The sequence below is a fragment of the Geodermatophilus obscurus genome, from assembly GCF_900143215.1.
GTDB lineage: Bacteria > Actinomycetota > Actinomycetes > Mycobacteriales > Geodermatophilaceae > Geodermatophilus > Geodermatophilus obscurus_A.
Map to the genome: position 1 here is coordinate 118032 of NZ_FRDM01000009.1, position 12123 is coordinate 130154.

Genomic DNA, 12123 nt, shown 5'->3' on the forward strand with positions numbered 1-12123 from the left:
GGCGAGCGCTGGTCGGCGCTCGCACGAGCTGCGGGACCTGCTCAGCCGCAGCAGCGTGGCCTTCGATTTCCTCGACGTGAGCTCGGAGGAGGGCCGGGCCCTGTTGCGGGAGGTGGGCGCGGACGCGGGGGCGCTGCCGGTGGTGGTGGTCTTCGACGGCCGGGTGCTGCGGGATCCGTCCGGTGTGGAGATCGCCGGCGCGCTCGGGATTCGGACGCGGCCGGATCCGCGGCCGTACGACGTGACGGTCATGGGCGCCGGTCCTGCGGGTCCGGCCGCGGCGGTCTACGGCGTCTCGGAGGGGCTGCGCACGGCAGTGCTCGAGGCGGAGGCGATCGGCGGGCAGGCCGGCACCAGCTCATTGATCCGCAACTACCTGGGCTTTCCCCGTGGCATTGCCGGCGCCGATCTGGCGCAGCGGGCGTACGAGCAGGCCTGGCTGCTCGGGGCGGAGTTCGTCTACGGGCCGCGGGCGGTCGGTCTGCGGGCGGACGGCGAGATGCGGGTCGTCTCGCTCTCCGACGGGTCTGCCTCCATCAGCCGCGCGGTCGTCCTGGCCACCGGGGTGACCTACCGCCGCATCGGCGTCCCGTCGCTGGACGCTCTGATCGGGGCCGGGGTGTTCTACGGGGCTGCGGCTCCGGAGGCGCAGGCGATGGCGGGGGAGGAGGTGTACGTCGTCGGTGGGGCCAACTCGGCCGGCCAGGCCGCGCTGCACCTGGCGCGCTATGCCCGGCAGGTGACGCTCCTGGTGCGGGGGTCCTCGCTGGCCGCGACGATGTCCGACTACCTGGTCCGTGAGGTAGACGCCGCGGCGGACATCGTCGTCCGCCACGGCACCGAGGCGGTGGGCGGCGGCGAGGGGCGGTTGACCCACCTGGTGGTCCGCGATCGCGGCCGCGGGCACACTGAGACGGTGCCGGCGGCGGGTCTGTTCGTGCTCATCGGCGCGGAGCCGCACACCCAGTGGTTGCCCGACGGAGTGGAGCGGGACGACGCGGGCTACGTCCTGACCGGCGCTGACCGGCGCGGCGGCGCAGCCTCCGCAAGCGGGGGAGCCCACCTGTTCGAGACCACCCTGCCCGGCGTCTTCGCCGTCGGCGACGTCCGGCACGGGTCGGTGAAGCGGGTGGCCTCCGCGGTCGGCGAGGGCGCAGTCGCTCTCCGCATGGTCCACGACCACCTCGGCCAAGCGTGAGGTCGTCGCCCCGGCGGTCGCTGCAACGCTGTTCGTCAGGTGACGGTGATGACGACCTTGCCTCGCGCGTGCCCGTCCTCCACGTGCCGTAGGGCGGCCGCGGTGTCGGCCAGCGGATAGCTCCGGTCGAGGACGGGGGTGACCTGTCCGGTCTCGACGAGCTCGGTGACGACGAGCAGGTGCTCCCGGGCCCAGGTGCTCGGCAGCGGCCGCAACCGCTGCCGGACGAGTCCGTCGAGCACCGCCACGCGGAGGATCGTCGCGATCGGGCCGAGCAGGTGGCCGGGCGAGCCGCCGGCGTTGAACACCAGGGTGCCGGTGGGGGTGAGCGCCCGACGCAGCCGGCCCAGCGGCTGGCTGCCGGCGTTGTCGAGGATCACGTCGTAGCGCGTGCGCCCGTCGGTGAAGTCCTCGGCGGTGTAGTCGATGACGTGCGCGGCGCCGATCGAGCCGACGAGCTCGACGTTGCGTGTGCTGCACACCCCGGTGACCTCCGCGCCCAGCGCGGCCGCGATCTGGACGGCGAAGCTGCCGACGCCACCGGCGGCGCCGTTGATCAGCACCCGCTGCCCGGCCTGAACCTGACCGGCGTCCCGGATCGCGCGCAGGGCGGTCTGCCCGGTCATCGGCACGGCCGCCGCCTGCTCGAAGGTCAGCCCGGCCGGCTTGGGCACCACCCGGTCCGCGTCGGCGCGCGCGTACTCGGCGAACGAGCCGTCGAACCAGCCGAGCACCTCGTCGCCGGGCGCCGGGCCGCGCACGCGTGAGCCGACCGCCGCTACCTGCCCGGCCCCGTCGACTCCGGCCACCCGCTGCTTCGGCCGGGTCAGCCCGACACCGCCGATGAGCCGGGCGATGTAGGGGTCGCCGCGGACCATGTGCCAGTCGTAGGGGTTGACCGCGGCGGCGTGCACGCGCACGAGCACGTCGTCGGGGCCGATGTGGGGGAGGTCGGTGTCCACGAGCTGCAGGACGTCCGGGGGGCCGAACCGCTCCTGGACGATCGCCTTCATCTCGGCTCCTTCGTTGCTCGCTGGATGGTGGTGTCGGAGCCGACCCCGGCTGTCCCGTGGGTGGGGCGGCCGGGGCCGGTGACAGCGCTCAGGCCGGTGACAGTTCGGAGTTCCGGTCCCGGGCGCCGGAGGGGAGTTCGGCCACGGCGGACGGCCGGAAGCCCTTGACGGTCAGGTAGACGCCGAGCGAGAACTCCCAGACGGCGATCGGGAGCGCGGCGAGCGCGATCGGGCCCGTCCGGTCGAAGACGCCGAAGAAGATCGCGATGTCGGCGGCCAGCAGCAGCGGGGCACCGACGAGCCCGATGGTGGGCAGGATGCGCGGCACCAGGCCGGACCGGTACAGGACGTAGCCCAGGCACAGCGCGTTGAAGACCGGCGCGAGGCTCTGGCTGAGCAGGAACGTCCAGTCGTAGACCGCGGCCAGGGTGTGGCCGGTGGTGGCCAGCGACGCCGGGTCCGCGTCTGCGGTGCCGGCGACGTCGTTCTTCAGGTTGACGAGAGAGAGGACGCTGACGACGCCGACGATGATGAGCGCGCCCTCCACCACGCGGGATGTGACGAACCCGAGGGCGGCGGTCTCGCTGACCCGCTTCGCCACCGGGAACAGCACCACGGCGGTGCCGATGCCGGCCAGGGCGACGACGACCTCGGAGAAGGCGCCCCACATCACGCCGGTGTCGCTGCCTGCGCCGAGAACGAAGTCGGCGCCGTTCCGCACCGGCTGGAACACGATGAGGGTGGGGATCGACACGAAGGTGATCAGGTACAGGATCCCGGCGGCCAGCGAGGTCCGGCGCATCGTGTCGGGCCGTCGTGGCGCTGCGGGGGTGTGCGCGGTGGTGGTCATGTCGCGTCCTTCGAGGGGTCGGCGGGCCGTCTGGTGGAGGTGTGCGGTGGGTCCGGGTCGATGTGCGTGACCGCGAGCAGCGGCAGGCCCAGGTCGCGGACCTTGCGCAGCAGGCCGTGCAGTGCGGCCTGGTCGAGCGCCGCGCCGGTGAGGACGGTGCTGCCGTCGTCGGCGCGGGTGAGGGTCATCCCGTCGAACCAGGCGGCCCAGCGGGAGTCCAGGTGGCCCGCGAGGCGGATCTCGTAGCGGCTCGAGTCGGAGGGGCCGACGGTGGGCTGCTTCGTCATCGAGTCCCCTGTCCACGTGCCGGCCGGGAGGGTCCTCGGCCGGGCGTTCCGGCGTTCGCCGGTGCACGGGGAACGTAGGAACGGGGGTGGTGAGCGCGGATCACCACGTGTGGTGATCTCGTTGGTGACCCGGGCCCGAGGAGGCGGTGCGGACCCGAACCAGCCGCGACGGCGAGCCGGACGGCCGCCGGTGGCCTACCGGTCGGGAGTGCCGGCGTGTTCGGGGCGGTGGTCGCGGGGCCGGGCCAGCAGGTCGAGCTCCTCGCCCCGGCGGACCGCCGCGCGCCGGTTGGTCACGCCGAGCTTGGCGTAGATGTTCTTGGTGTGGGTCCGGACGGTGTTGACCGACACGAACAGCTCGCGGGCGATGTCCGGGCCGTCGAGGTCGCTGCCGAGCAGCCGGAGCACGTCGAGCTCCCGCGCGCTCAGCGGCTCCACCAGGCCCACCAGGACCGGCGCGCTGTCCGCGCCCGGTGCCAGGGCCGCCAGGATCCGGCGGGCGTAGCCCGTGACGGTCCCCGCCGCGGCCGCTCGCAGCAGGACGGCCATCGGGCGGCCCTCGTCGGCGAACACCCGGACGTACCCCTGCGGTTCGGCCAGCGTCAGCGCGCGTCGCAGGGCCACGAGGGCAGCGGGCAGGTCGTGGCGCGCCTGCTCGGCGAGCGCCCGCACGACCAGCGCGTCGAGGACGCTGCCGGTCCTGCCGCCCTGCTCCGCCGCGGGCAGGAGGCGCTCCAGCAAGCGCACTGCCCCGGAGATGCAGCGCTCGTCACCCTCGGCCGCGAACCGGGCCACCAGCACCCGCACCAGCGTGAGGTGCTCGAACTCGCGCAGGTGGTCCAGGTCGTCCCCGGCCGACAGCCCCCGCTCCTCCGCCCAGGCGAGCGCGTCGGCCCACCGGCCCTGCCGGGCGTGCACCCGAGCCCGCAGCGCCGGGACCGGCCGCACCTGGGGGAAGTAGTCCCCGACGTACCGGCGCTCGGCCTCGTCGAGGAGGGCGAGCGCGCCGTCGACGTCGCCCTCGGCCTCCCGGAGGCGGGCCGTCGCCACCCGCCAGCGGTACGGGTTCTGCGGCATGCCGGCGTGCTCGCCCAGATCCGTGCTCGTGGCGAGGTGCCGGCGGGCGGCCTCGAGGTCACCGCGTTCCAGCAGCACCCCGGCGATGGCCACGTGCATGTCCGCCGCGCCGCGCCGCGCCGGGCCGGTCTCGGGGCTCACCATCTGCAGCACCCGCTCGCAGGTGCTCATCGCCTCGCGGAGACGGCCCTGCGCGATCCGGATGTCGGCCAGCCCGAGCGCGCAGCCGGCCACGTCGGAGAGGTGCCCGGCCTTCTCCAGGCTCGCCGCGGCGTCGGCGTACCACCGGTGCCCGGCGTCGAGGTCGCCGCGCGCCCAGTACGCGAGGCCGAGCAGGCCGGCCGCCCCGCCGCGGCCGAGGTGGTCGTCGACGGCGGCCAGGTCCAGGGCCGCCCGGGCGTGCGAGATCGTGCCGGCCCCGTCGCCGGACAGCAGGGCCGCGCCGGCGCGGTACATGGCGATCGCGCTGGGCAGCCGGCGGAAGCCGGCCTGGTCGACGACCACCATCTCCGCCGGCGACGCCGGGGAGCGCTGGCCGCTGGCCGTGGTCGTGGTCGTGGTCAGCCAGCGCTCGGCGTCCCGCAGGCGTGCCTCGACCCCCTCGACCTCGCCCCGGACCATGAGCGCCCCGGCGTACCCGACGCTGAGCACCGGCCGGACCCGGATCACCTCGTCCGGCAGCGCCTCCAGCCAGCCGCGCAGGGTGGCCTCCTGCCTACCCTGCTGCAGCGCCGGCAGCGCCGACTCGACCAGGTCCGCCGCTCGCGTGACGTCCCCGCCGGCCAGCGCGTGGTGGATCGCCTCGGCCGGGTCCCCGATCGCCTCGTACCAGTCGCCGGCCCGCTGGTGCAGGCCGCCCACGTCGTCGGGCTGCTCGGCCTGCAGGTGCACCCGCAGCACGTCGGCGAACAGGTGGTGGTAGCGGTACCAGCGGCGGTGGTCGTCGAGCGGGACCAGGAACAGGTTGCCCCGATCGAGCGTCGCCAGCATCGCCTGGCCGCCGTCCCGACCGGTGACCGCGTCGCACAGCGGGCCGGTCAGCCGGCTGAGGATGGACGTTCGCAGCAGGAAGTCGCGGACCTGAGCGGGCTGGCGCTGCAGCACCTCCTCGGTCAGGTAGTCGATGATGTAGCGGTCGTCCCCGGCGAAGCCGGCGAGGAAGTCGGCGGGGTCGTCGCGGCCCTGCATCGACAGCGCGGCCAGCTGCAGGGCGGCGATCCACCCCTCGGTGCGCTCTTCGAGCGCCGCGACGTCACCGGTGGTCAGCGTCAGCCCCATCGACCCGTTGAGGTATGCCGCGGCCTCGTCGGCCGTGAAGCGGAGGTCGGCGGCGCGGACCTCGACCAGGTCACCGCGTCCGCGCAGCCGCGCCAGGGGCAGCGCCGGGTCGGCGCGGCCGGCGATCACCAGGTGGACCTGCGGAGGGAGGTGCTCCACCAGGAACGCCATCCCGTCGTGCACCTCACGCGCCTCGATGACGTGGTAGTCGTCGAGCACCAGCACGAGATCGCCGGAGATGCCGGAGAGGTCGTTGGCCAGCGTCGTCAGCACCGCGTCCAGGGACGACGGCGTCGACTCCAGGAGTGCCAGCGTCCCCGCGCCCATCTCGGGCGCCGCCGTCCGCAGAGCGGCGACGAGGTAGGTCCAGAACAACGCAGGATCGTTGTCCCGCTGGTCGAGCGACAGCCACGCGACCGACCGCTGCTGAGCGGGGAGGGAGGCCAGCCACTCCGTCAGCAGCGTCGTCTTCCCGAACCCCGCCGGGGCCGACACCACGGCCAGCGACGACTCATCCAGACGGCCCAGGCGCTCGTGCAGCCGGGAACGCGGGACCACGCCGCGTCGCCTCCGGGGGACGTGGAGCTTCGTCGCCAGCAGTGGGCCCACCACGACCACCCCCTGACCGGTCAGCATGCCCGCGTCGTCGACACAGCAGGCGCTGCCCGGCCACCTCGGTGGGCCTCCGGGCGCACATCGTGTCAGCAGCGGCTCGTCGGTGTCGATGGACTCCGCCCCGGCGGGGGTCCGGGTTCTGCGGAGGCCGCCGCCTCGACGTCGTCGGGGACGCGGGCGGGTGCGGAGCGGTTGACCATCCGGGCGGTCCGGCCGCGGCGGTGCAGCGCGTCGAGGAGGGCCGGGCCGATCGCGCCGCTGCCGGAGATGACGCGCCGCGGGGTGGTCATGCCCGTGCCTGAGCGGGGGTCGGCGCGGCGGGTGTGCCGGCCGCGGGGCGGTGGGGCAGGAGGAGGAGCAGGAGGATCCCGGAGAGAGCGGAGAAGGTCACTGCGCCGTAGGCGCCGAAGACCATGAACTGGTCGTCGACGGCGATCCCGCCGAGGGTCGTGGTGGTCCAGCCCAGCGCCCACAGGGCGGGCATCGCCGCCGCCCACGCCCAGCGCGGGCGCGTTCCCCGGGGCAGCGCCACCGCCTGCGCGGGTCCGAGGACCAGGCCGGTGAGGGCGCCCATCAGCGCCAGGTCGGCGAGGGAGGTGTCGTAGCCGACCGCGACGGCCGCGAGGAGCAGACCCAGGCCCATGCCGAGGGCGGTGGCCGGTACCCACTTCCGGATGTCGAGCCGCCCGCGGCTGGCCAGGGCCTGTCCAGCGCCGATGACGAGGCCGGTGACTGCTCCGCCGACGAGCACGGCCATCGGGTCGTCGGCGCGGCCGGCGACCGCCGTACCGGCGAGCCCCGCGACAGGAAAGGCGAGGAACCCGGCGGTCCAGATCAGCCAGGGACGGAGGGAGGGTGCTCGGGAACGAGGATGGGTCACGGGGGTCATCTCCTGACGTCGGCAGCCGCCGACTGCCGGGGCGACGGGACGGTCGCGGGGTCGGTGGGGTCTTCCGCGGACGTCGGGCTGTCGGCACGGACCGGCCGCAGCAGGACCGTTCCGCCCAGAGCGGCGACCCACAGTCCCCAGCCGGTGCTGCCGAGCAAGCCGGCGAGGCCCCAGATGGGGAATCCCGGAACGGCGGTGGCGAGGACGTCGCCCTGGTTGAGCAGGTAGATCGCGCTGACCGCGAGGCCGGTGGTGCCGAGCCAGCGGGGCAGGGCCCGGGTCCGCAGGATGATCACACTCAGGGTGACCGACCAGCCGATGGCCAGCAGCTGGCCGAGGTGTTCACCGAGCAGTGCGCCGCCGAACTGGTGCTGGGCCGTCCATGCCGCTTCGACTGCGGCCCGGGTGGTGGCGTCTCCGGCGAGGTAGGTGAGTCGGCCAGCGGTGGAACGACGAAGACCCAGCGCAGGAAGCCGATCAGCGCGAGCACCACCGAGGTGGCGCCCGCGCACGTGGCGGCCCACAGCACCGGGTCGTCGCGCCTGCTGAGCACCGCGGGGAGCAGGAGGATCGGGACGGCGAGGACCGCGTAGGTCCAGGCGGTGGCGAGCCAGGTCCACACCAGGCCCGTGCCACCGGCGGCGAAGGCGGGCAGCACCACCGCTGCCGGTTCCCGCAGGATGTCCGGCCAGTCGAAGGTCGACGACAGCATCGTGGCGGCCCCGGCGAACGCGAGCACGCCGCCGAGGAGGAGTCCGCCGGTCGTCCGGCGCAGGCCGTTGCTCACGATCCCAGCAGTCATCCGAGCGGCCTCGTCTCACGGGGGATGGAGCGGCTGGATGAGGTGGCTGTGCGTCCGTCGTCCCACCGATGAGGAGCGGGCGACCGACACCCCGTGCGGTCGAGGTGCGTCGTCTGGCCCGGTCCCCCGTGAGGGGCACGGCGACCGGGCACCGTCGACGTCCCGGTGCTCAGACGCGGGACACAGCTGCGGGCGGCTCGACCGACCCGATGGTGCCGGCGGTGATGGGTGAGGGCTTGAAGCCCCTGACCACCAGCCAGACGCCGAGCGACAGCTCCCAGAAGAAGATCGGGACGAGGGCGACCCCCGACCACAGCGAGATCTCGTCGTTGACGCCGAACACCATCCCGAGCTTGGCGGAGAGGAGCAGAGGGGCTCCGACGAGTCCCATGAGCGGGATCACCCGTGGCACGAGTCCGGACCGGTACATCAGGGTGCCCAACAGCAGTGCGTTGATGGCGGCCATGACGCCGGGTCCGAGCAGGAACGTCCAGTCGCGCACCGCGACGAGCGACGCCCCGACGGTGACCAGGGAGTCCGCGTCGGCTCCGGGAGCGCCCGCCATGTCCTGCCGCAGGGTCACGACCGCGAAGAGGCTGATGACGCCGGTGGAGATGATCGCGGCCTCGAGCAGGCGCGAGGTGACGAAGCCGAGCGCCAGGGTCTCGTTCTGCCGTTTCACCACGGGGAACAGCACGACCGCGGTGCCGATGCAGGCGAGGGCGTTGACCATGTCGAGGAGGCCGCCGACGAGCACGCGGGTGTCGGCGCCCGGGCCGACGATGTAGTTCGGGTCGCTCAGGACGGGGTCGAGCACGAAGATCGCCGGGATCGAGGCGATGAAGGTGATGAGGTACAGCGCGCCCGCCAGGAACGCGGTCCTCCGCAGTGGGGTCGTCGGGATCCCGCTGGTCCGTCCGGTTCGGCTGGGAATCGTCATGACGGCCTCGTCCTGTGGATCGGTGATGGGGGTCGCGCAGCGTGTGCGGTGGCCGGATGGGGGCGCGCCGGCTCAGCTCGCCGCTCCCGGGCCGCGGCGTCATCCCGGGGGCGGCGAGCGGTCACCGGACCGGGGCTGCCGGAGCGGGCGGCGCTCCGGCCGGCACGCCGGAGGGCGGCGGCGCGAGGGGCTCGACAGGTACCGACCCGGGGTCGGTGCCGCCCTGGTCGAGTCGGAAGGGCGGGTAGCGGTCGGTCATCAGCGCGGCGTATGCGGCCACCCGCAGCGCCCAGCGGTCCATGCCCAGGACGAAGTCGTACAGGGGCCGGGGATAGCGGCCGGTGAACAGCAGCACGATCGCGGCGATGAACACCAGCAGGGCGACCAGGCTGACACCGGCACCCCAGCCGTCGTCCCAGGTGCTGTCCGACGTCCCGGCCCTCGTGCCGAGCCAGATCCCGCCGCCGGTGAAGACCGACAGGACCAGGTAGTGCGGGATGGCCAACAGCCACGACTTCACCAGCACGAGCCCGCGGGAGAGCCGCTCGGGGTAGGCGATGTCGAGGTGGGCGGGGTAGTCCGGCACCTCGGCGAGGGTGAACGGCGGATAGCGGTCGGTGCCCAGCGCCCCGTAGCCGTAGTAGTGCACTCGCCAGCTCCAGCGCAGCACCCCGACGTTGAAGTCGAACAGGGGCCGGGGGTAGCGCGCGGTGAACAGGATCGCGAAGAACGCGACCACGCTGACGATCAGGAAGGCCAGCCAGAGGAAGGCCAGCACGACGTAGTGCGGGACGAGCAGCAGCCACTTCACCAGCCACAGCCCGCGTGAGGGCGAGGGGGCCTGCGACGCGTCCACACGGACCGGATACGGCATTCGGGTCTCCGTCACGGTTCTTCCTCTCCTGACAGGTGCGGCGGTCGCCGCGATGTCGGCTGGAGTCGGCAGCTGAGGTGCCATCCGCCTGGACGCCGACCGGTGGACCAGACCGGAGCGCGTGGAGACGGCGCGACCTCCGGGACCGGCGTGGCCCTCGAGGCTGCGGCAGCTGCGCCAGAGGGAGAACTGGCCCCTCTGACGGAACTGCGCAACTACAGGTAGCGCAAGTCCTGACTCGGAGCTTCGCAGCTCGACCAGGCACCGAGTAGGGTCTAACCGCCCTGATCAAAACGGAGAGTTGCGAGAAAATGGGTGCGCCTCCAGCTGTGTCACCAGGACGCGGGCGGCCCCGGGACCGCGCCCTGGACGAGCGCATCCTCGAGCAGGTCATCGCGCTGCTCGGCTCCCGCGGCTACGCCGGCCTGACGCTCGACGAACTGGCCGCCCGCAGCGGCGTCGCCAAGACCACGATCCTGCGCCGGTGGCCGTCGAAGGCTGCGGTCGCCGCCGCGGGTGTGGAGAAGCTGGCTCTGCAGAGCGTCGACGTGCCGGACTCCGGCACCCTGGAGGCCGACCTGCTCGCGCTGCTGCACGGCGCCGTGGAGGCGTTCGTGCGCGGCCGAGGGCAGTTCATCGCCCGGCTCATCCGCGAAGCCGGTCACCACCCCGAGATCGCCGAGCTGCTGTACACCGTCATCCACACCCGCCGACAGGCCTACCGGCGGGTCCTGGCGCTGGCCATCGCTCGCGGCGAACTGGCCCCCTCGGTCGACCAGGACCTGCTGATCGACCTGCTCATCGGCCCGATCTGGACCCGCATGCTGATCACCCGGGACCCCATCACCCGCGAGTACGTCGACTCCATCGTCGAGGCCGTGCTCATCGCCTTCGCCGTGAAGGCGACGACGACAGGCTGACCGCGGGGTCGTCCGGTGCGCCGCCCTCTCCGGAGGGCCGGCGGGGAACGGGCCGGTGCGGTGCGTGGATGCCGGCCGCGACGGATGCGACGACGGGCACTCGCCGACCGGGTCCGGCACGTGGAGCCGGCGCCCGGCGACGTCCGGTCGATCGACAGCCGGCCCGGCAGGACGCGGGGCACCGCTCGACACGGGGGGAGGGCCAGCCGTTACGGTAATCCCTATGAGTCCGGTCGGCATTGTGCGGTTTGCGCTCGTCGCGCGCCGTCACATCGACCTGCTCCGGTGCGCGAGCGCGCTCTGTACGGCCTGACGCCGTCCGAGCCCGTTCCCATCCACCCCACCGGAGTCCCGTCATGACCCTCACTGCCCCTGTCCTGCCTGCCCCGGCGGCGTCCGCCGCCCCGACGACCCTCGACCTGGAACGCCTCGCGCCCGGGTTCGGCGCCCGCGTGCACGGCGTCGACCTCGCCTCCGCCACCGACGAGCAGGTCCGCGCCATCCGCACCGCGCTCGCCGACCACAAGGTGCTGTTCTTCTCGGGGCAGCACGCGCTCCACCCCGACAGCCAGATCGCGCTCGGCCGCCGCCTGGGGGACGTCACCGAGTCCCACCCCGTGGTGCCGGGGGTCGACGAGGAGCACCCCGAGATCTACGCGCTCGACAGCGCCTCGGGCGGGTTCGCCGACGTCTGGCACACCGACGTCACCTTCGTCCGCCGGCCGCCGCTGGGCTCGGTGCTGCGCGCCGTCGTCCTCCCGCCCACGGGCGGGGACACCCAGTGGGCGGACCTCCAGCTGGCCTACGAGTCGCTCAGCGAGCCGCTGCAGCGCCTGGCCGACCAGCTGGTCGCGGTGCACGACGGCACCCGTGAGTTCGGCTACTACCTGGCTCAGCGCGAGGCACGGACGACGTGGGAGGGCGAGCAGTTCCGGGCCCTCGTCCCGATCGAGCACCCGGTGGTGCGGGTCCACCCCGAGACCGGTCGCAAGGGCCTGTTCGTCAACCCCGGTTTCGTCTCGCACCTGAAGGACGTGTCCGACGCCGAGAGCCGGTACCTGCTCGACCTCTTCTACGCCCACACCACCAAGCCCGAGCACATCGTCCGGCACCGGTGGTCGGTGGGGGACGTCGTGATGTGGGACAACCGATCGACGGTGCACTACGCCAACCGCGACTACGGTGACCGGCGGCGTGTCATGCACCGCATCACGCTCCGGGGGGACCAGCCGGTGGGTCCGACTGGCGCCTGACCGGGCACGTGCACGACGCTCGTCTCCGAGAACTGACCGCGCGGCGAGGCGCAGATCCCCTCCAGGGCCTGCGCTTCGTCGCACGACCACCCGCCGGCGAGCCCGCGCCCGGCGCCGCAACGAGAGA

At 73.5% G+C, this 12123-nt stretch carries 13 protein-coding genes and 1 pseudogene; 4 read left to right on the forward strand and 10 right to left on the reverse strand.

Annotation, left to right across the window (positions count from 1 at the left end; genetic code table 11):
• Nucleotides 1-55: 55 nt before the first annotated feature.
• On the forward strand, nucleotides 56-1198 hold the full coding sequence (locus BUB17_RS11210) for an NAD(P)/FAD-dependent oxidoreductase (RefSeq protein WP_244277155.1): 1143 nt from the start codon (nucleotides 56-58) through the stop codon (nucleotides 1196-1198).
• 35 nt (nucleotides 1199-1233) lie between these two features.
• Here BUB17_RS11210 and BUB17_RS11215 read toward each other — a convergent pair whose 3' ends face one another.
• The 10 genes and pseudogenes from BUB17_RS11215 to BUB17_RS11260 all read right to left on the reverse strand — a co-directional run bounded on the left by BUB17_RS11215 (nucleotide 1234) and on the right by BUB17_RS11260 (nucleotide 9805).
• The gene (locus BUB17_RS11215) at nucleotides 1234-2211 is read right to left on the reverse strand and encodes an NAD(P)-dependent alcohol dehydrogenase (RefSeq protein ID WP_072917986.1); all 978 of its coding nucleotides are present in this window, start codon (nucleotides 2209-2211) and stop codon (nucleotides 1234-1236) included.
• 88 nt (nucleotides 2212-2299) lie between these two features.
• A complete protein-coding gene (locus tag BUB17_RS11220; RefSeq protein WP_072917988.1) occupies nucleotides 2300-3061 on the reverse strand; it encodes a DUF4386 domain-containing protein in 762 nt (253 codons plus the stop codon).
• Nucleotides 3058-3348 carry a hypothetical protein gene (locus BUB17_RS11225; RefSeq protein WP_072917989.1) on the reverse strand — a complete coding sequence of 97 codons (291 nt, stop codon included), beginning with the start codon at nucleotides 3346-3348 and terminating at the stop codon, nucleotides 3058-3060. The genes BUB17_RS11220 and BUB17_RS11225 overlap by 4 nt, the downstream gene beginning before the upstream one ends.
• A 195-nt stretch (nucleotides 3349-3543) precedes the next feature.
• Nucleotides 3544-6339, reverse strand: a complete 2796-nt coding sequence (locus tag BUB17_RS11230) for a winged helix-turn-helix domain-containing protein (RefSeq protein WP_072917991.1) — start codon at nucleotides 6337-6339, stop codon at nucleotides 3544-3546.
• Nucleotides 6340-6404: 65 nt separating this feature from the next.
• Nucleotides 6405-6608: a hypothetical protein gene (locus tag BUB17_RS11235; protein ID WP_072917992.1), complete on the reverse strand. Its 204-nt coding sequence runs from the start codon at nucleotides 6606-6608 to the stop codon at nucleotides 6405-6407.
• On the reverse strand, nucleotides 6605-7198 hold the full coding sequence (locus BUB17_RS11240; protein ID WP_083606265.1) for a hypothetical protein: 594 nt from the start codon (nucleotides 7196-7198) through the stop codon (nucleotides 6605-6607). The genes BUB17_RS11235 and BUB17_RS11240 overlap by 4 nt, the downstream gene beginning before the upstream one ends.
• Before the next feature lie 5 nt (nucleotides 7199-7203).
• Nucleotides 7204-7731 carry a DUF4386 family protein gene (locus tag BUB17_RS27780; protein ID WP_348537041.1) on the reverse strand — a complete coding sequence of 176 codons (528 nt, stop codon included), beginning with the start codon at nucleotides 7729-7731 and terminating at the stop codon, nucleotides 7204-7206.
• Nucleotides 7650-8009: pseudogene (locus BUB17_RS28215) on the reverse strand (DUF4386 family protein); the annotation flags it as partial. The pseudogene BUB17_RS28215 and the gene BUB17_RS27780, both read right to left, overlap by 82 nt.
• Nucleotides 8010-8178: 169 nt before the next feature.
• Nucleotides 8179-8949: a DUF4386 domain-containing protein gene (locus BUB17_RS11255; protein ID WP_072917999.1), complete on the reverse strand. Its 771-nt coding sequence runs from the start codon at nucleotides 8947-8949 to the stop codon at nucleotides 8179-8181.
• 121 nt (nucleotides 8950-9070) lie between these two features.
• Nucleotides 9071-9805, reverse strand: a complete 735-nt coding sequence (locus BUB17_RS11260; RefSeq protein WP_244277157.1) for a DUF4389 domain-containing protein — start codon at nucleotides 9803-9805, stop codon at nucleotides 9071-9073.
• Between the two features lie 347 nt (nucleotides 9806-10152).
• Between BUB17_RS11260 and BUB17_RS11265 the strand changes: the two genes are divergently transcribed.
• The 3 genes from BUB17_RS11265 (at nucleotide 10153) to BUB17_RS11270 (ending at nucleotide 11996) form a co-directional block, all read left to right on the forward strand.
• On the forward strand, nucleotides 10153-10743 hold the full coding sequence (locus tag BUB17_RS11265) for a TetR/AcrR family transcriptional regulator (RefSeq protein ID WP_072918002.1): 591 nt from the start codon (nucleotides 10153-10155) through the stop codon (nucleotides 10741-10743).
• 223 nt (nucleotides 10744-10966) lie between these two features.
• Nucleotides 10967-11056: a putative leader peptide gene (locus BUB17_RS28550; protein WP_432416382.1), complete on the forward strand. Its 90-nt coding sequence runs from the start codon at nucleotides 10967-10969 to the stop codon at nucleotides 11054-11056.
• Nucleotides 11057-11099: 43 nt separating this feature from the next.
• On the forward strand, nucleotides 11100-11996 hold the full coding sequence (locus BUB17_RS11270; protein WP_072918004.1) for a TauD/TfdA dioxygenase family protein: 897 nt from the start codon (nucleotides 11100-11102) through the stop codon (nucleotides 11994-11996).
• Nucleotides 11997-12123 lie beyond the last annotated feature (127 nt).